The sequence below is a fragment of the Shewanella sp. SW24 genome (assembly GCF_025653395.1).
Classification (GTDB): Bacteria; Pseudomonadota; Gammaproteobacteria; order Enterobacterales; family Shewanellaceae; genus Shewanella; species Shewanella oncorhynchi.
This window is the reverse complement of sequence record NZ_JAKKSH010000002.1, coordinates 184,306-203,310: the sequence shown is the minus strand read 5'-3', so window position 1 is coordinate 203,310 and position 19,005 is coordinate 184,306. Positions and strand designations below refer to the sequence as shown.

Sequence of the window (19,005 nt, the reverse complement as noted above, 5' to 3'; positions counted from 1 at the left end):
CTGTAATAAAAATGACTAATAATAGCCGTGTTGACATTCACTGACAGAAAATCACTTATGACTGCAAGGATATTGATAGTAGAAGACGAGTTGGCCATCCGCGAGATGCTGACTTTTGTAATGGAACAGCATGGGTTTACAACCTCTGCGGCGGAAGATTTTGATTCGGCCATTGCGCTGCTAAAGGAGCCTTACCCCGATCTGATTTTATTGGATTGGATGTTTCCTGGCGGAAGTGGTATTCAATTGGCGAAACGCTTAAAGCAAGATGAGTTTACGCGCCAAATTCCGATCATTATGTTAACCGCCCGCGGTGAAGAGGAAGATAAAGTCAAAGGCCTCGAAGTTGGCGCCGATGATTACATCACTAAACCTTTTTCCCCTAAAGAGCTGGTCGCACGTATTAAAGCCGTATTGCGTCGCAGTGCACCGACTCGTTTAGAAGAAACCATTGATGTACAGGGCTTAATGCTCGATCCTGTGAGTCACAGGGTGAGTGTGGGTGAAACTGTATTAGATATGGGCCCAACCGAATTTCGTTTATTACACTTTTTCATGACCCATCCTGAGCGTGTTTACAGCCGTGAACAGCTGCTCGATAATGTGTGGGGCACCAATGTGTATGTTGAAGACAGAACCGTTGACGTGCATATCAGACGCCTTCGTAAAGCCGTTGAAGAGTCTGGTCATGATCGCTTGATCCAAACGGTTCGTGGCGCTGGTTATCGTTTCTCTACACGCATTTAGTGCTGAATAACTGTTAGGCACAAGTTAGCTTTTACGCTATCTTGTGCTCCTCTTATTTAGCCTGATGTTTGGGTTTATTTATGTCTGACTCTTATTCAGGGTATCGGTTGTTTACGCGCTTAGGTTTATATCTACTGCTTTGCGCGCTAATAGGTTTATTGGTAGGGAAACTTCTCTGGATACTCTTTATCGGCACGCTAGGGTTAGTTTGCTGGCATTACCGACAATTATCACGGCTTAACTTTTGGTTATGGCGGGATAGGAAACTCACGCCGCCGCAGGGCAGTGGGAGCTGGGAAGGTGTATTTAACGGTATTTATCGCCTTCAAGGGAAGAATCGTCGACGTGTCGGTCAACTGGCCGCACTGCTGGCACGATTTCGTCAAGGTGCTGAGGCGTTACCCGATGCCGCTGTCGTGCTTGATTCAGAGCATAATATTTTATGGTGTAACAAGTTAGCGCAACTCATTCTCGGTTTTGTGTGGCCACAGGATAATGGTCAACGAATCGATAATTTAATCCGTCATCCTGATTTTTCTGCTTACATTAAATCCGCACAATACAAAGAGCCGCTGGAGTTACCTTCGCCAGTATCGGATAGGCGTTTGCTTGAAATCCGTATCATGGCTTACGGTGACAGGCAGTTACTGTTAATTGCGCGGGATATCACTCGTATACGTCAGCTTGAGGGAATGCGTAAAGAGTTTGTCGCCAATGTGTCGCATGAATTAAAAACGCCGCTCACTGTGTTACAGGGTTACCTCGAAATGATGCAAAGCATGGCTGAGCCTGATTCGATGAACGTCAAGCCGTTAGCATTGATGCAGCAGCAGACGCGACGAATGCAATCTATGGTGGAACAGCTATTGATGTTATCGCGAATTGAAGATGCGGCGGATATTAACCTCGAAAACACTGTGAATATGACGCAGTTGATGGAGGTGCTCAAGGAGGAAGCTAAGGCGCTGGCACAAGATAAGTATGAATTGAGTTTCTATTGTGAGCCTGGACTTGATTCTCACGGCAATGAATTACAGCTGAGAAGTGCCTGTTCTAACTTGATTTCTAATGCGATTCGTTACACAGAACCTGGCGGGAAAATTACAGTGCAGTGGTGCAGTGTGGCTACGGGTGCCATCTTTAGCGTAACGGATACGGGTGAAGGTATTGCGGCTCAGCATATTGGTCGATTAACGGAACGCTTTTATCGGGTAGACAGTGCGCGCTCAAGGCAAACCGGTGGTAGTGGTTTAGGTTTAGCGATAGTAAAACATGCGCTTAACCACCATCACAGTAAGCTTAAAATCAGCAGTGAAGTCGGTAAAGGCAGTACTTTTAGCTTTATTATCCCTTTGCATCTTATCGAACGTAAGAAATAGTATGTGTGAGTGAAATATTTACAATAAATAATAAAAACAGGCCATTAGGGCCTGTTTTTATTTCTAGGTTTATTGAGTCTTTATTATACCAATAGTATTAAATATCTGTTCATTCAGCGGGGATTCAACGCGCTTTAGACAAGGCGAAGGCTTGAAGGCAGAGTGGTGCTCTGTCGAAAGCCTTTAACGCAGTATAAAGCGCGTTGCCATGCCGTTAACATCACCCGCCCTTCGGGAGCCACACAGGCATCCCACTCCGGTGTTGCATGAATGACCATTTCTGCGTCAATGCGCCTTGGATTGAAATGCCTGTGAGGCTCTGAACTGATTAGATATTTAATGTGATTGGTATTAATGACAGAAAAAAGCGATAAATAGTGCATTGTCATTTAAGTGTCATATCACGGACATAGAATTGTCATTGTAGCGATTGATACTGGCTGCGTCTGAAGAAACTTAAGTTACAAATTAGTTAGCTTACTACTGGAGCACATAATGAAACTGAAAAAGCTTGTCGGCGCGATTACTCTAACAGCCGCTGGTGTATTCTCTGCCACTGCGATGGCATCGATTGATCCATCTCTGCCTACTTATGAAAAAGCGAGCGGTGTATCTGGCAACTTATCATCTGTAGGGTCAGATACTTTAGCCAACATGATGACACTTTGGGCAGAAGAATTTAAACAAATGTACCCTAACGTCAACATTCAGATCCAAGCGGCGGGTTCTTCTACTGCGCCACCAGCGTTGACTGAAGGCACTTCACAGTTCGGTCCTATGAGCCGTAAGATGAAGCCTAATGAAGTTGAAGCGTTCGAAAAGCATTTTGGTTATAAACCAACTGCGATTCGTGTAGCTATCGATGCTTTAGCCGTATTCGTGCACAAAGATAACCCAATCAAAGGCTTAAGCGTTGAGCAAGTTGATGGCATTTTTTCTTCAACTCACAAATGTGGTAGCAGTGACATCCAACGTTGGGGCGATTTAGGCTTAGACGGTAACTGGTCTGCCAAAGACGTTCAACTTTACGGTCGCAACTCAGTATCGGGCACTTACGGTTACTTTAAAGAGCACGCGCTTTGTAAAGGTGACTTTAAAGCTAACGTAAACGAGCAACCTGGTTCAGCTTCTGTTGTGCAATCTGTTTCTCAATCTCTGAATGCGATTGGCTACTCAGGTATCGGTTACAAAACTGCAGGTGTTAAAGCTGTTGCCATCGCTAAGAAAGGCAATGAGTTTATCGAAGCTACAGCTGAAAACGCGGCTAATGGTACTTACCCACTATCACGTTACTTATACGTTTACGTGAACAAGCAACCAAACAAAGACTTAGCACCAATGGAAAAAGAATTCCTGCGTTATGTGTTGTCTAAGCAAGGTCAGCAAGTGGTAGAAAAAGACGGTTATGTACCTGTGCCTAATAGCGTAGTTGCTAAAGATTTAGAGCAAGTAGGTATTCGCTTGTAAGCCAAACGGCTTGTTAATCAAGGACCTCTCAGGAGGTCCTTTTTGTTTTTGTGGTTTTAAATGTGTGATGATGTCAGGTTTAGACCAAATTAAAGACATAAAAAAAGCAACCTAAGTAGGTTGCTGTAAATTCCAATTCGGAATCTTGGGACGGTCGCGCTAGAAACCATCTAAAGGAGAATGATGATGAACGAAGAAACTCATTACAAAGATTCGGTTCATAATATCTGACTCAGCATCATCAAATTAGTTCAGGGAAAGTGCGAAATATTTTAAATAATTTTGCATTTTGTTTTTATAAAAAGAGGCTGACTCGATTTTTGCCAAGTTTGCACGTCTCAATTTTAGCTGCTTCTACTGTGACTACCGATAAATCCAGCAAGCTAGAGATAGCCTATTGCAAACTCGGTACCTACACCTAAAGATGAACTGTTACAAAAAACTTGTTCCTAAGGATCTTTAAAGCTCAGTTACGATTTGCCTCTGAGTAAATTTGCAGTCGATAATACCTCCCAATGATTAGTGATAAGTTATCAAGCCCGTCACCACAGCAAGGTAACTCATAACTCACTATTTAGAACATACCGCTCAAAACTTGAATATCGAGGCGACAGTGTTGCAACCAACTAAGAGTACATTAGCTGATGTAGCCCCTTGGGATTTAACCCGAGATTACCATTCTTTTGCGAATACCGAACAAGTGCAAGTGACCCATGTCTCTTTGGATGTCATGGTGGATTTTGACGCGCAGCGTCTTTTCGCTAAAGCGACGCTGTCCTTGGATTTTCTTGAGTGTGATGTAACAGAGCTTTGGCTTGATAGTCGAGATCTAACCATACTTGCTGTGACTTGCTTTAATGCTACAGAGGGGGTGAATGCATTAACAGAAATGGATGAAGAACCGCTCGACTTTGTGCTTAATGAAGCTGACCCCATACTCGGGCAAAAATTGTGTATCACTTTACCTGCATTTCTTTGCAGGCAGGTTTGTATTCACTATCAAACTTCGCCGTCTGCCCAAGGATTACAGTGGCTAGCGCCTGAGCAAACCGCGGGTAAACAGTTACCTTACCTCTTTAGTCAATCGCAACCGATCAATGCCCGCAGTTGGATCCCATTACAAGATACGCCTAAGGCGCGGATCACTTTTGATGCTAAGGTGCAAGTGCCCAAAGGCATGCGCGCCGTTATGAGCGCGATGAATCATCCCGATACGCCACTTAATGGTGTGTTTCACTTTGAGATGGAACAGCCTATTCCGACCCATTTAATGGCCTTGGCTGTGGGTGATATTGCCTTTCAAGCGATAGGTCCAAGATGCGGCGTGTATACCGAGCCGAGCATGCTAGCGGCCGCCGCAAAAGAGTTTGAAGATACTGAACACATGCTCGACGTTGCCGAGTCATTGTTAGGTCCTTACGTATGGGGCCGCTATGACATGATTATCTTGCCGCCGAGTTTCCCATTCGGTGGAATGGAAAATCCGCGTTTAGCCTTTTTAACGCCCACACTCATTGCTGGTGATAAAAGCTTAGTGTCAACCGTTGCCCATGAGTTAGCGCATTCATGGACGGGCAATTTGGTCAGTAATGCAACTTGGCGTGATCTCTGGTTAAACGAAGGTTTCACGACCTATTTTACTAACCGTATTGTCGAGGCTGTCTATGGAAAAGAACAGGCAGAATTAGAATGGGTAATAGAGTTTGGTCGCTTAAAAGAAGAAATCGCGTCTTTGCCTACGGGTAAGCAAACTTTACCCGCTAATGTGCAGCAGGACGATCCTAATCTTGCCTTTAATCGTTTTACTTATGATAAGGCTTCGATGTTTGTCCATGATTTAGAGCGCAGGCTAGGGCGAGTAGAATTTGATAAATTTTTACTCACTTATGTGAATCATTTTGCGTTTAAAGCCATTACCACCGAAGTGTTTGTCGAGTACGCAAAACAAACTTTACTGCAATTACACGCAGATAAAATCACTGAAGCTGAACTATTAACGTGGATTTATGGTGAAGGCTTACCTGAGGGCTATTGCGGACCAACATCCATGAGTTTAGATAAAGTCGATGATGCGCTGGCGTGTTTTTTACAGGGAACAGCAGCGGGCCGATTAAGCGTTAAAGATTGGCGAGTGCACCATTGGCAATATTTTCTGACCCAATTACCTGAAGTCGTTAGTCAAGTTCAATTGATGGATCTGGATGAAACCTTCCAATTAACCCAATCGACTAATGCAGAAATTGCCTGTGATTGGTTTCGAGTCGCGATTCGTAATCATTATGATCCTGTGTTGCCGGCATTAAGTGCCTATTTAGTGCGTATTGGACGCGGTAAATTTGTGCGGCCACTCTATGCTGAGTTACAAATTGCGGGATATCACTCTGAATTAAAAGACATCTATACAAAGGCTCGTGCAGGCTATCATCCTTCGATTCAAGTTCAATTGGACAAATCACTCAGCTTATAGAAATTTAGGTAAAAAAATGGCAACCTATGGGTTGCCACAAAGAAATCAGTGTGAGATACAAATAGAATTCAATGCGCTAGCGTGTTTTCTATTGTGTCCCAAAAGGGAGATGATGATGAACGACCAACCAATTCGACTCAATGCGATAAAACAGAAACTGTGTCATTTGAGTGCATGAAACTGCGACTTCACATATTTCATTCTCAAGGTGCATTTAATCTTATCCGTTAATCCTTACCTATACTCAGAGTCGCCATTTTTAATTAAGTTCACTGATATCAGAAAAAAATCCCAAAAAGTTTCAAAAAGATTTTCTGGGACATTTTTCTGGGGAATACTGAGTGCTTACACTTAAGTGTTATATTTTTTACATTAAAATCATGGGGATAAAAATTAAATGCGTGCCAGATTTATTAATCTATGAGCTAGCGTTAGCGCTTGTTGAAATTTGAGCAAAAAAAATGGCAACCTAAGGTTGCCACAAGGAAATCAGTGCGGGATACAAATAGAATTCAGTGCGCTAGCGTGTTTTCTATTGTGTCCCAAAAGGGAGATGATGATGAACGACCAACCAATTCGACTCAATGCGATAAAACAGAAACTGTGTCATTTGAGTGCATGAAACTGCGACTTCACATATTTCATTCTCAAGGTGCATTTAATCTTATCCGTTAATCCTTACCTATACTCAGAGTCGCCATTTTTAATTAAGTTCACAGATATCAGAAAAAAGACAAAAAAAGTTTTTGAGAGATATTGAGTGCCCATACTTAGTTGTTACATTTGTTTTACATATAAAATGATGGGATAAAAAAAGGCAACCTAATGGTTGCCTAATGACCTATTCCTAGGTCAAGGGGACTGCGCTAGAAGCCCCAGGGAGATGATGAACATGAAAAAGAAATTCACTGTTCAATACATTTGAGGGGCCTTGTACGGTTAAAGTTCCATAAAAAAATTAAAATAAATCTAAATTTTTATAAACTGCAAGATTTCAAATAGATAGTGATTAAATTATTTTAGTAAAGCAGCAATTTTACTTTCTAATGCTTCGGGTTTGGTCGTTGATGCAAATCTTTCGATTGCTTCGCCTTGGCGATTAACTAAAAATTTAGTGAAATTCCATTTAATACCTTGAGTGCCTAATACGCCGGGAGCGGCTTTCTTAAGGTATTGATAAAGTGGATGGGTATGTTCGCCATTCACTTCTATTTTAGAAAATAGCGGAAACGTCACGCCAAAATTCAATTCACAAAAGGCTTGAATGCCTTGTTCATCGGCTTTTTCTTGGGCGCCAAATTGATTGCAAGGAAAGCCCAAAATCACTAAGCCTTGATCTTTGTATTCTTGATATAGCGCTTCTAATCCTTTGTATTGCGGTGTAAATCCACATTCACTGGCGGTGTTGACGATTAAGAGTACTTTGCCCCGATACTGCTCTAAGCTTACCGCGTTGCCTTGAATGTCTGTTGCTGATTGGCTGTATATATTCGTAGTCATGTTCACCTCCGTAGGATCTTAGCCAAACAGCATAAACTTTAAAATATTTTTCAGCAATATAATTGCGCGCAATTTATTTTGTGAGTTTGCTAATTTACTTAATTATCAATATAGTTACAGCAATTTTGTGGCTAAAGAAAAGGGCATCTGTGTGATAGAAAATGACGCAGAATACGAAACAAACATGCAAGCGGATGTGGGGCAAGTAGTTCAACAACTCACTGAAGTTGAAGGCGAAGAACAGGCTGAAGTGTTTAGTGAAATTCTGAATGACTCAGAACCTGGAACCATAGCCTTAGCGCTTGAATCCTTGCCCTTGGATGAGCGTTACGAGCGTTGGCAGCAAGTTGAATTTGCTGACCGAGTGACAGTGTTGAGCTTAATGCGTGCCGATCCGCGCATGGGGATCCTGAAGCGGATGCCTGACAATGAAGTGGATCTGTTATTTGCGCAATTAAGCCCTGAAGATTTAATTGAGTGGAGTGATTATCTTCCTGAAAGTTTTACCGATCGTGCCTTGGCTCAGATGGGGGAGCGTCAGCGACAACGATTCGAACTTTATGATCAATATTCTGAGAATGAAATCGGCCGTTATACCGATCATCAAATGTTGGTGCTCAGTGATAAGGCGACAGTTGCTCAAGCGCAGCGCTTCTTTCGCCGTATAGAGCTCGATTGTAACGACAATTTGTTTATCGTTGATGATCTGGATAAGTATCAAGGTACTGTTCGTCGTTATGATATTTTTAAACATAATCCCGATGAATTATTGATTTCACTTTTGTCTGAGGACTGCCGTGCGTTATCCGCCGATACGAGTCTTTTAGAAGCGGCCGAAGCGATAGAGCACAGCCGCGAAATTGAATTGCCTGTGATTGATGAGTCCGGAGAGTTAATCGGCCGAGTGACGCTACGAACCGCAACGGCATTAGTGCGTGAGCATTATGAGGCGCAGTTGATGGCAACAGCGGGTATGGATGAATCCGACGACTTGTTCGCCCCGATTATGAAAGGTGCTCAGCGCCGTGCTGTATGGCTTGGGATCAATTTACTGACGGCTTTCCTTGCCTCAGCGACTATTGGTTTATTTGAAAATGTCCTATCGCAAGTGGTTGCATTAGCTGTGTTGATGCCGATTGTCGCTTCTATGGGCGGTATCGCGGGGAGCCAATCTCTAACGCTAATGATCCGCGGTATGGCCATGGGACAGATTTCGGCGGGTAACTTGTTTTCGCTAATGAAAAACGAACTCGGCATTGGCATAGTTAACGGATTTTTGTGGGCGATAGTGATAGGTTTAGTCTCTGGCTGGTGGTTCGGTGAAGCGACGATAGGTATAGTGATTGGCTGTGCGATATTGATTAATATGGCCGTTGCCGCTATTGCTGGGGTGATAGTGCCTATGGTGTTGCAGAAGTTTAATCAAGATGCGGCGTTATCGGGTTCAGTGATCTTAACGACAGTGACCGATGTGGTGGGGTTCTTTACTTTCTTAGGTATGGCGACGTTGTTATATCTGTAGCGTGGGTTCTTGGGTGAGTTTGGAAGATGAATGCACGGCAATTTGGTGTGCATTCACCGTATGTTGGGAACATTAACGGTTTAATCTGGATATGAATAACATTCAGTTTGTTATAGGTAAAAAGCCGGAAGAATTAGCGCTGGCGGCACAATTAATTGATGGGCGTGATGATAATGCTCATCCGTTGGATCATCAGGTCTTTTTCCATTCCCGTGCGGTGATCTTAGCGAAAACTATCGAGGGTGAGATAGTCGGTTGCGCCGCGATAAAAGCTGGTAAAGGCACTGTCGATAAAGGCACTGTCGGTGAACTGGGTTATCTGGTGGTGTCGCCCCATTATCGGCGTCAAGGCATAGCACAAGGGTTAACTCATAAACGGATTGAGGTGGCAAAGGCCCTAGGTATGTCGATTTTGTATGCGACTATTCGCGCCGAGAATACGTCGAGTCAAGCTAATTTATTGAAGGCAGGTTTTCAGTTTTGGCGTAATTATTTGAGTATCCGTGGCACGGGAAATACTGTGGGTTGGTATTACTTAGCTTTAAGCGTTAATGTCGATGCTGAAGCGATAATGCAGTCTTTAGTTGGCGATCGTACCCCTGCGGTCTAATTGTGTTGTAAGTGAAAAGACTTAGATCTTAATGTGTTTTCATCTTGTTTTACATTTGTATATTCCTCGCAAATAATCCCTCTTTATACGCAAATAGGCTGATTTTCTTTATTTATTCGGTATGATCCGCGGCTATTACCCACAGTCATTATTGAGGTGTTTTTTTATGGCTAAGTTCAGAGTAGCAAGTGTCTTATTATTGAGTGCAGCAGCGCTGCAAGTGAATGCGTCAGAATTTAATCTTGGGTTGAACAACGATGTGGTTTCAACTGAGTTAGAACTGCAATTGAACAAAGATACTAACGCGGTTTTGGGTTATATCTATGCGGATGAAGGCGGCCATATCGCTCAAGGTGCAATGCACATGACCCATGATGCGGGTGTGCATCACTTTGAGGTCGGTGCTCAGTTAAGCCAGCTTTGGTCTGACTATTCACCCAATGGCAGTGCTGTTTCTGTTGGTGGTCGTTATGCACTATCAATGGGGCCCAATATTTCACTGCACGCCGCGGCTTACTATGCACCGTCTGTATTGTCATTTGGCAATGTTGATGGTCATTATGAATTAGACTCAAAAGTGCAATACCGTATAACGCCAAACATGGCACTTTATGTTGGTTACCGCAAGATTGCCTTCGAATACGATGATGCTCGCAATTTTACTTTCGAAGATGGTGTGTATATTGGCGGTAAATTCCGTTTCTAAGCACAAGGCTTATTGATTTAGCTATATTGCGATCGTGATGTCGAATTAAAGAGCCGGCGAGGTTAACTTCGCCGGCTTTTCCATTTCGCCTTTAGCTCACAGTAGCTTGGCAATATGGATGAGAAAATGACCAATCCAATACCGATTAAAATCACTAGGCTGAGTTCTTCATCGAGTATCCACCAGCCTAACAAGGCTGCAAAAATCAATCCTGTATATTCTACTGGTGCCATTTGGCTCGCATCGGCACGTCGATAGGCATGGATGATGAGATAGGTCATGGCAATGTAAAATAGTCCCAAAGTCAGCCCCACTTGCGCCACTGGTAAACTAAATTCGGCGCCTTCGTATAAGGTCGCAGGTATCAGAAATATCATCGCAAAGGCATTAGACCAAAAGAGCATGGAAAAAGGATGTTCATGGGTCGAATAGGCCTTTAAAATCAAACTATTCAATGCTGATGTCATGGCACCGAAAAAGGCTAAACCTATATACAGGTTAAATTCTGTTGGTTGGCTGATAAGCAAAATGCCGCTAAAGCCGATAAGACCTGCGACCGTGCGTCGATAACCAATACGTTCATTTAAAAAAATGGCCGATAGTACTAGCAGTAACAAGGGTGAGGTATAAATCACGGCTGTTACTGTTGCGAGCGGAAGATGCAAAATAGCGAGCATAAAAATGGCGTTGCCCAGTCCAATCAATAGCGCGCGGGCGAGATGCACTTTGTAAAAAGGACTGAGTTTAAGATTACCCTGTAAGTGCCACACAAAAGGCAGTACAAGCAGGGTGGCAAATAATTGCCTGTAGAGCACCAGTTGAAAAACAGGTGCATTGGTTTCAAGCAACTTAACCAATAGGTTACCGCTGGCAATCAGTAGTTGTGCGGCTAAAATCATCAATAGAGGCTGCATAGGATCCCAGCAAAAATAAGTCAGTATTAAGGTGTATCTTGAATTTCATGCCGCAGTTTGGACTTTGAGACTAAAATAGCATCATAAGGCATGGTATATCCGACTAATTTAGCCTAACTGATTGTAAAAAACTAAATGTAGCCATAAAGTTAACCTACAAATCCAACTATCGACTAAGATTGACAGCATTAGCATTTTCTTCATAGCTGTAAAAATGATCTATGGCCCTTTAACTAAATAAGCCGATGAACAAACTTAAACAAACTCTATTTGGGTGTTTTTTACTTTTCTTGTGGACATTAAGTCCCTCTGTATTAAGCGCTGAAATTGCGTTGGACTCCCCGTATTTGTTCCATGTTAAAGCGGATCAACAGCCTCCTGAGCGGTTTGAAACCGTGCCCCATTGGATGGGACAACTCGACGAAGCTAGTTCGGTCAGCTTAACCGGTGGCGATTATTGGATGATTACACCTGTGATGGTCAATCAACGTCAATCAAACTGGGTAGTGGATGCAAGTAATTCGATTATTGAATCCGTAGATTATTGGATACTCGGCAGTGACGGCAGCGTACAACATGCCCACAGTGGCTACAGTGCTCCATACCAGTTTTTATTCGATTATGGCCGTAAGGTCACCTTGAATATGGGCACGGATTATTGGCTGGTGGTGAAGCTGAGTAGCCGTTATTACTCCTCTCCCCCTGAGATAGCATTGCAAAGTGTGGCGGATCATCAGTTGATGTCTGACCGTCTCGCAATGGCAGTGCTGCTGTGTTTAGGCGGATTATTGTTTATCGCCTTATATAATATTTTGATTTATATCTCTATTCTTGATAAAGCCTTTCTCTACTATGGCCTTTATGTATTTGCTTATTTTGGTGGCTGGGCACTGACTTTCCATTTGCCCGCACACTTATTTAATTTTCATTACCTTGAGTTGCATCATCTGTTTTTCATCAGTTTGCCCATTTTTAATATCATGTTTTACAAGCACTTCCTGCAGTTGCCTAGTTACTCACCGCGGCTGTGGCGTCTTAGTCAGTATTTAATGTTTGCCTGTATTGTGGCTCTGCCGACCAGTATTTGGTTGTTGTCCTATACGGCAATTATTGCCTCTGTACTGATCATGCTATGGATTGCTTTAGCGATTACCTGCGGTAATGTGTGCTTGATGAAAGGCTTTGCTCCTGCGCGTTATTTTATTCTTGCCTTTACTTGCTTGCTGTTGCCTGCGGTGATTATTTTACCCGGAAATATGGGGCTCACTCCTGATTTCATTGAACATGCAGAGCTTGCGACTCTGATGGGCGGTACGGCTGATGCGTTATTACTGTCCTTAGCGTTAGCGAATAAGCTGAAATTACTTGCTGAGGAACGTAAGGCGCATATTGAAGAGTTAGCGATTGCATGGGAAAAGGCACGTTTAGATGGATTAACGCGAGTCGGTAATCGTTATGCCTTTGACGAATATATGAACTCACAGTTAGGATTTGCCGATAAAGTCGTGCAACCGATGGCGTTAGCACTATTGAATATCGATAGTCTGAAAAGTGTCAATGAAACACTTGGCCATCAAGAAGGCGATAGATTATTGCTGTTGATAGTGCAGTTATTGCAAGCAACAGACTTAGCGCACATGAAGGTTTATCGGATTAGTGGTGACGAGTTTGTGATTGTGACGCCTTCTGCTGGTATCCAGTTATTACAGAGTGCTTTGAGTGGCTTAGGTGAAGAATTAGCAAGCCATGGTTTTAAAGATTGCCAGTGTAGTTTTGGGATGTCGTTAAACACTGAGGTCGCAGATCCCCATGAGTGGTTGCGTTCCGCTGACACTCACTTATATCAATCGCGTATGGATAAGCGTCGTCAAGAGTATGCAGATACTCGCGGTGTCGATGTGAGGCTACATTTAAGCTAGTTATTGAAAAATTTAAAATAATCGTTTTATACCAATCACATTAAATAGCTAATCAGTTCAGAGCCTCACAGGTATTTCAATCCAAGGCGCATTGACGCAGAAATGGTTATTCCCTTTTAAGTCAATGCAACACGGGAGTGGGATGCCTGTGTGGCTCCCGAAGGGCGGCTGATGTTTACTACATGGCAACGCCCTTTATACTGCGTTTAAGGCTTTCGACAGAGCACCACTATGCCTTCAAGCCTTCGCCTTGTCTAAAGCGCGTTGAACTCCCGCTGAATGAACAGATATTTAATACGATTGGTATTATTAGAACATTAGAAAACATAAACGGCGCAGAATTTATCTGCGCCGTTTATGTTTTTATCTTAGATTTATTAGCTTCATCTTGCTTGGACTGAGCAGTGTCCAAGTTTGCGACTTAGCTAGATTTAAGGACGAGCTTAGAAGTCTTTTTCGCCCTTAATCACCGCAGGATGACCCGATATCGCTTTTGAAGTGTGCATTCCTGCCATCGTCGCCGCTTCGACGCAGCCCGCATTAAGGCCTGTCTTTATCCAATCGCCCGTTATATACAGGTTATCTATCCCTGTGCCATCTGTCGTGATGCGATACTGCGAGCTGTCTTTTACCGATAAGACATAACGCTCGGATGGGTCTACATTTGCGCGACAATATTGGCTATCGAAGCGGGCAACTCCTTGACGGTCTTGTTCATCGTGTAACCATTCCCAAGGGAAGCTATCACCGACATTTTGCCAAAGTTTATGGATTTCGGTATTGAGTTGATGGATAGCGCCCGCTTTTGCTTCTAAGGTTTTCCGTTGTTGGAAATCTACATCCGAGCTTGGTGGATAGGCCTCGACAGGCAATGCCGAGCAAAAGTAACTGGCATTTTTAGGTTCTAAGCCGCGCCAATCTTCTTTGTCTAGCAGTTGGTTCATTGATGCCCAAGTATCGAAGGGTTCGGTGAAGCCCGATAATACGGGTTCCTCGCCATCTTCAGAGTAATTAGGCCAGCCTATCCCATTCAGATCTTGGTTCATCCACAGTTGATAGGCTTGAGTGGCGACAGTTTGCACCTTATCAACGCAAAGCTTGAGGGCTGGGCTTTGTGCCATGACTTCACTCGCCACGTGGGGCACAGAACCTATGGATAGACCGAAGATCACTTTGTCGAAATCTACGCCTTTGACTAAACGCTTTTTCGGCAGGGCTTTGCCAAAGTGAGTTTCATACACGCTGTCCCAATCGTTCCAGAAGTGTTCAAGATTGATATTATGGGCTTTAAGCAATGCCGCTTGTTCAGGCTCAAGTTGCTCATAATTGGGCGTACTCGGCCAGCAAGCGAGCCCTTTAACATCGACCAAGGGATCGTAGTTTGTGACAGTCGGCGCCAGAGCTACTTGCTCAGTGATCTCAATCGCTTGAACGCTTTGATTACGGCATTCGAGATTATCGATGCGATTGAAGTAGTGGAAGTTGACTCCGCGGTGTTTGAGCACTTCGTAAAAAGGTGTAAACACAACATCACCCATACCCGCCTGCATTTTCCACATCACGCCACCTTGATAGCACAGGGCAATACGCAGCATAGCGCGGATAATTGTGCCCGCTTCGACATTAGGTTTGTCGAAGTTCCCTTTCTCATAGGCAAACACTAAGTCGTAAAAACCGCGCACTGGGGCGCTGTCGACTGTGTACTTAAGGCTGGCGCCGTGTTTGGTTAACCATTCGCGATAATCATAGCCATTGATGGCATCAAAGCCTTTTTCAAATACATCGTCGGCAAACATGCCCTTGAGGATCGTGAGCCCCAGATCGGCGGCTATATATAAGTGGCGCAGTTCGTCATTATTATCTAAATGTCCGCTAAAACGTTTCACGAGTCTTTGATGCAGGGCATCGACGGCCGATTCTACAAAACCATCGTCACTTTCACTGTGTACATGCTCATCGCACTCGCGGCCAATCATTTGATTAAAATGGCATTCAAGCTTATCACCGAGCGCGTCGAGTGATTCTTTGGCATCTTCGACCGAATCCTCTAACTTATCTTTTAAGCGTTCAAACCAGCTGCTATCGAGCCAGTTTTTAGGTGTTCCCATGGCTTTTTCATCTGCATCGAGCAGGTCATCCATGTCTTTGAGCCATTCTTTGATCCACGCAAAGGCGACTTTAACGACTTTCCAGAAGGTGAGGGTTTCGGTGCCATCACCTGGGATGCCTGGTAACATTGGGAAAGTGATTGGCCAACTTACAGAACGGCCATCAACTTCTTCCTGTAAGACGATGAAGTTATGGGGTTTAAAGGCATCAAAAAAAGTCGCAAGCGGCGCGTTTGCTGGCCTATCCAATTCCTCATACGCTTTGCGCATTAAGGCAAACGCGTTTTGATAGAAACCAAACCAGATGTGTAAACCATGTTCTTCGATGCGTTGCCCCATAGCGGCATTGCGGCCACTTGCCCCTTTACCACCGATACGCCAGCCGAGTTGATAGACATCAATCTCATATTGATTCTGCCAGCCGGGTTTATCGGTTAGATAACAGGCTGCTGTCATTGCCGCGACACCGCCACCGAGAATGGCTATTTTCTGTTTTTTGATTTCGGAGTTATCGACTAATACCTCGCCGGGCGGCACTTCAAAATCGAAGTTCACATGGTAAGGGAGTAAAACGTGCTGCTCACCAATCTCGACCCCGAGCGTATCTTTTAACGGGAAGCTGGCATTATCAAAAATGGTCGCGACAAAATCATTTTTTAGCAGGGCAACACTGTGCACTTTATTCACTTGGGCTGGCGCGGCAACGATGGCTTGATAAATGGCTTTTTGCCCTGACGAGTCGGGGAACTGTTTTAGAAATACTTGATCGATAGCGGGTTTAAATAACAGATGAAATAGCTGTTCTTCGCCAAGCTGGTCAAGTTCTGGAATAAAATCGGTTTGTTCTTTAAAGAGTTGCCAAGTTTGAGCTATCGCTTCAAGGGTTGAAAGCTGTGCCTCGGGTTTGGCATCGCAATTCACTTCAATTAATGGATGCAGGGCAAGTTCGGTTTCGGGTGAGAAATGTAAAAAACTTTTGGTCTCAAGGGATAATCGCGTCAGAGGCTCGCCAACCGCTGGCATAGTGTATTCACATAAATACTTAGGATAACCAAAGAGTTCTCTGCCATTAATTAAGGCCATGGCATCGTTCACCCAAATGTGTAGCGGCTGAAAATACACTTGGCTGATTTGTTTACTGTCGCTGCTATCTTGGCGCCCGACCATGACCCAAGTGATGATGTCCGTTTCTTGGATCCAGCCCTTAGCTCTGTCCTCTGGATAAGCGGAGTAGGCTTTTTCAATTTGAGTGAAGGTTGTCAGTACGTAGGGAGACAGCACCTTAAAATACATTGCGCTACCGGCAACTTGATTCAGGGTTTTATCGATAGAGCATTGCAGGTTTTCCTGTTTCCCCTTAAGAAAAAAACCGTACATATTGGCTTTATTTAGCACTAAGGGCGAGTGCATCAACATACTGCCTTGGGGATAAATAAAGTCGGGGCGCTGTTTTTCCATGGCGTTCATCCTTAAATTTCAGTGTAAGTCCAATGATTTGGGAGTTATAGCCCAAAAAGCATAGGGCAAATAAGCAATTAAGCCCATTGATTTTACACTGGAATGATTAAGTATTTGAGAGGTGATAACGGGGGTTGAGTAGCAAGTTGGATATTATCCAACTTGCTCAGATTTGGCAGGTTTAGCACAGAACGAATTTGTAAAACAAACCCGTGAGAGCAAGGGTACTTAGATTTAGTTACTTCGATTTATTTTGGTAGAAATCCACCTCTGTATTATCGTCCGAGTAACGTCGCTTAGTATCTCTGCGGCGCTGTTTCACGCGTTTATTCTTTTGCTTACCTTTGACGTTATCGCCCCATGGCGCATCATCGTCGTCAAATTCATAGGAGTGTGACATGGTCAAAATTCCAAAAATACCTGTGCCATTCGCAGCACCCGATCTTTTTACCCAAAGGTGAGATGAAGCTAAAGCGAAATATTTCATCACTGATGGTGAAAAGTTTTGTCCAAAGGCTATATCTTGCCACTGAAATGGCCGTATCTGAGATTTTAATGGGGAGTGCGTTGGTTATCTTTATGATAATTAAAGGATAAGTGTAATTATCATCAGAAATTATATTATATGATTGAAACTGGCGCCCAGAATGAAAGGCGCCAAGTTTTGATACAAAATAATGAGTTAGTGTTACTTGACGCGCAGCATACGCGCGACAAACATACCATCACTATTAGCTTCAAAGGGCCAAACGGTCAACATTTCTGTTTGTTCACCCGTAAAAGGATGGCGTATCGGCGTGAGCGTGAACTCTGGATGTTGCTTTAAAAACGCCGTCACCACGTCTTGGTTCTCGAGCGGCGACAAGGAACACGTGGCGTAAACGAGTACGCCGCCCGCTTTAACTGCGCGGCTACTGCGGCTTAAAATATCGAGCTGTAACGCGGCTTTATCGGCCACGGCTTCAACACTATCCAACCAACGCATATCGGGATTACGTCGCCAAGTCCCAGTGCAACTGCACGGGGCATCGACTAACACACCGTCGAAATGATCCGCAGGTACCGGCAGGGCATCGCTCTTCCAACGGGCAACGCTAATACCGTTAAAGTGAGCTCTTTGGGCGCGTTTAGTGAGTTCTTCTAGGGCATTGGAGCGAATATCTGACGATATAATGCTGCCCGTAGAGGGTGTTTGAGTATCAGCAGCCTTGGTCAGCATCAAAGACCGCAGTTGCAGGGTTTTACCGCCGGCACCACTGCAGGCATCCCACCAATGGGCATCGGGTTCTGGCGCGCAAATTTGCCCTATAACCTGTGAAGCCAAATCTTGGATCTCAATGTTGCCGTCTTTATACAGGGCGATTTCATTAAGATTCATACTCTTGCTGCCAAGGTTAATCGCATCGTTAAAGTAATGACCATAACTAGCATCGATACCTATCGCTTGCAGCTGCGCCGCCGCATCTTGACTCGTGATCCCTTGCGCGCGTCCCCAAATCGGCGGGCGACTGGACATAGCAGCAATTAATTGCGTTTGCTGCGCCGTATCTACAGGGCACACTTGCCAGAACCAGTCGGGTAATAAATCCTGTGCCTTAAACTCAGTCGCGGGAAATAAATACTGTATCAGTGCCAATTTGTCGTCGAGACTTTCAACGGTAAGTGCTTGAGCTTGCTGATAATCGATGGGCGATTGTGATAACTCATGCCAAGCGCTAGCAATATCTTGCCATGCGTGAGCTTCCAATAGGGCACTGGCGCTTAGGCTGGCAAAATAAGTCGCTGATTCTTGTTGATCGCCTATTCGCTGAAACCAACCCCACCAACGAAATAGACTAAATAAGGATTCACGGATGACTTTACGATCCTTCGAGCCGTGTTTTTTATGTTCTCTAAAGTAGTTGGCCAGAATACGGTCGGCGGGCATTTTACTGCTTTGAATTTCATCGAATAATTGCTTAATTGTACTGGCGTAACTGAGCGCACGTTTTTGCGCTGGGGTGCTCGCCTCTGCATTTAATGCTGACGATGTGTTTGAGTTGGATGCTTTACCGGAAGAGAAGCTGCTTGGATTACCCATAAATTTAGCCTGAATTATGCTCTCTGTGGCTGCGCCTTATGTAGGAGGCATAACTGTAACAGAGGGGAAAAATAAGTGGCGCAGAGTGTAGCAGTTTTGCCCGATAACAGGCAGAAAAAAAGCCCCAA

General features: G+C 44.1%; 14 protein-coding genes. 9 read left to right on the top strand and 5 right to left on the bottom strand.

Features of this window, described 5'->3' with window-relative positions; translation table 11 throughout:
• Positions 1–57 precede the first annotated feature (57 nt).
• The 4 genes from phoB to L5M17_RS02725 all read left to right on the top strand — a co-directional run bounded on the left by phoB (position 58) and on the right by L5M17_RS02725 (position 6,060).
• The gene (phoB, locus tag L5M17_RS02740; RefSeq protein ID WP_006085167.1) at positions 58–747 is read left to right on the top strand and encodes a phosphate regulon transcriptional regulator PhoB; all 690 of its coding nucleotides are present in this window, start codon (positions 58–60) and stop codon (positions 745–747) included.
• 80 nt (positions 748–827) lie between these two features.
• Entirely contained in the window at positions 828–2,126 is a 1,299-nt protein-coding gene (phoR, locus tag L5M17_RS02735; protein ID WP_105249762.1) for a phosphate regulon sensor histidine kinase PhoR, read from the top strand.
• Positions 2,127–2,621: 495 nt separating this feature from the next.
• Positions 2,622–3,593: a PstS family phosphate ABC transporter substrate-binding protein gene (locus L5M17_RS02730; protein ID WP_113941039.1), complete on the top strand. Its 972-nt coding sequence runs from the start codon at positions 2,622–2,624 to the stop codon at positions 3,591–3,593.
• Between the two features lie 613 nt (positions 3,594–4,206).
• Positions 4,207–6,060 (top strand): M1 family metallopeptidase, encoded by a 1,854-nt coding sequence (locus tag L5M17_RS02725; protein WP_173245966.1) that lies wholly within the window; start codon positions 4,207–4,209, stop codon positions 6,058–6,060.
• 1,014 nt (positions 6,061–7,074) lie between these two features.
• On the opposite strand, the gene L5M17_RS02720 is transcribed toward L5M17_RS02725, so the two are convergent.
• Complete coding sequence (locus tag L5M17_RS02720; RefSeq protein ID WP_012588182.1) at positions 7,075–7,560, bottom strand: glutathione peroxidase; 486 nt, start codon at positions 7,558–7,560, stop codon at positions 7,075–7,077.
• A 151-nt stretch (positions 7,561–7,711) separates the two neighbouring features.
• Between L5M17_RS02720 and L5M17_RS02715 the strand changes: the two genes are divergently transcribed.
• From L5M17_RS02715 to L5M17_RS02705, 3 genes are all read left to right on the top strand, one after another.
• Positions 7,712–9,082 carry a magnesium transporter gene (locus L5M17_RS02715; RefSeq protein ID WP_028760672.1) on the top strand — a complete coding sequence of 457 codons (1,371 nt, stop codon included), beginning with the start codon at positions 7,712–7,714 and terminating at the stop codon, positions 9,080–9,082.
• A 91-nt stretch (positions 9,083–9,173) separates the two neighbouring features.
• Positions 9,174–9,692 carry a GNAT family N-acetyltransferase gene (locus tag L5M17_RS02710; RefSeq protein ID WP_263145049.1) on the top strand — a complete coding sequence of 173 codons (519 nt, stop codon included), beginning with the start codon at positions 9,174–9,176 and terminating at the stop codon, positions 9,690–9,692.
• Between the two features lie 166 nt (positions 9,693–9,858).
• The gene (locus L5M17_RS02705) at positions 9,859–10,398 is read left to right on the top strand and encodes a YfaZ family outer membrane protein (protein ID WP_028760670.1); all 540 of its coding nucleotides are present in this window, start codon (positions 9,859–9,861) and stop codon (positions 10,396–10,398) included.
• A 62-nt stretch (positions 10,399–10,460) separates the two neighbouring features.
• Here the strand turns inward: L5M17_RS02705 and L5M17_RS02700 are convergent, their stop codons facing one another.
• The gene (locus L5M17_RS02700) at positions 10,461–11,312 is read right to left on the bottom strand and encodes a DMT family transporter (protein ID WP_263145046.1); all 852 of its coding nucleotides are present in this window, start codon (positions 11,310–11,312) and stop codon (positions 10,461–10,463) included.
• Positions 11,313–11,557: 245 nt separating this feature from the next.
• Between L5M17_RS02700 and L5M17_RS02695 the strand changes: the two genes are divergently transcribed.
• Positions 11,558–13,231, top strand: a complete 1,674-nt coding sequence (locus L5M17_RS02695; protein WP_131525348.1) for a diguanylate cyclase — start codon at positions 11,558–11,560, stop codon at positions 13,229–13,231.
• Between the two features lie 182 nt (positions 13,232–13,413).
• Positions 13,414–13,632, top strand: a complete 219-nt coding sequence (locus L5M17_RS02690; RefSeq protein ID WP_251068800.1) for a hypothetical protein — start codon at positions 13,414–13,416, stop codon at positions 13,630–13,632.
• A gap of 42 nt (positions 13,633–13,674) precedes the next feature.
• Here the strand turns inward: L5M17_RS02690 and L5M17_RS02685 are convergent, their stop codons facing one another.
• The 3 genes from L5M17_RS02685 to L5M17_RS02675 all read right to left on the bottom strand — a co-directional run bounded on the left by L5M17_RS02685 (position 13,675) and on the right by L5M17_RS02675 (position 18,877).
• On the bottom strand, positions 13,675–16,797 hold the full coding sequence (locus L5M17_RS02685) for an NAD(P)-binding protein (protein ID WP_263145042.1): 3,123 nt from the start codon (positions 16,795–16,797) through the stop codon (positions 13,675–13,677).
• A gap of 238 nt (positions 16,798–17,035) precedes the next feature.
• Positions 17,036–17,197: a hypothetical protein gene (locus L5M17_RS02680; protein WP_006080915.1), complete on the bottom strand. Its 162-nt coding sequence runs from the start codon at positions 17,195–17,197 to the stop codon at positions 17,036–17,038.
• A gap of 288 nt (positions 17,198–17,485) precedes the next feature.
• Positions 17,486–18,877, bottom strand: coding sequence for an RsmB/NOP family class I SAM-dependent RNA methyltransferase (locus L5M17_RS02675; protein ID WP_263145040.1), 1,392 nt, complete (start codon positions 18,875–18,877; stop codon positions 17,486–17,488).
• Positions 18,878–19,005 lie beyond the last annotated feature (128 nt).

Coding starts and splice junctions, on each gene's coding strand:
- L5M17_RS02695 (WP_131525348.1), top strand. CDS start 11,558: ATGAACAAACTTAAACAAACTCTATTTGGGTGTTTTTTACTTTTCTTG.
- L5M17_RS02680 (WP_006080915.1), bottom strand. CDS start 17,197: ATGTCACACTCCTATGAATTTGACGACGATGATGCGCCATGGGGCGAT.
- L5M17_RS02700 (WP_263145046.1), bottom strand. CDS start 11,312: ATGCAGCCTCTATTGATGATTTTAGCCGCACAACTACTGATTGCCAGC.
- L5M17_RS02720 (WP_012588182.1), bottom strand. CDS start 7,560: ATGACTACGAATATATACAGCCAATCAGCAACAGACATTCAAGGCAAC.
- phoB (WP_006085167.1), top strand. CDS start 58: ATGACTGCAAGGATATTGATAGTAGAAGACGAGTTGGCCATCCGCGAG.
- L5M17_RS02705 (WP_028760670.1), top strand. CDS start 9,859: ATGGCTAAGTTCAGAGTAGCAAGTGTCTTATTATTGAGTGCAGCAGCG.
- L5M17_RS02710 (WP_263145049.1), top strand. CDS start 9,174: ATGAATAACATTCAGTTTGTTATAGGTAAAAAGCCGGAAGAATTAGCG.
- L5M17_RS02690 (WP_251068800.1), top strand. CDS start 13,414: ATGGCAACGCCCTTTATACTGCGTTTAAGGCTTTCGACAGAGCACCAC.
- L5M17_RS02685 (WP_263145042.1), bottom strand. CDS start 16,797: ATGGAAAAACAGCGCCCCGACTTTATTTATCCCCAAGGCAGTATGTTG.
- phoR (WP_105249762.1), top strand. CDS start 828: ATGTCTGACTCTTATTCAGGGTATCGGTTGTTTACGCGCTTAGGTTTA.
- L5M17_RS02675 (WP_263145040.1), bottom strand. CDS start 18,877: ATGGGTAATCCAAGCAGCTTCTCTTCCGGTAAAGCATCCAACTCAAAC.
- L5M17_RS02730 (WP_113941039.1), top strand. CDS start 2,622: ATGAAACTGAAAAAGCTTGTCGGCGCGATTACTCTAACAGCCGCTGGT.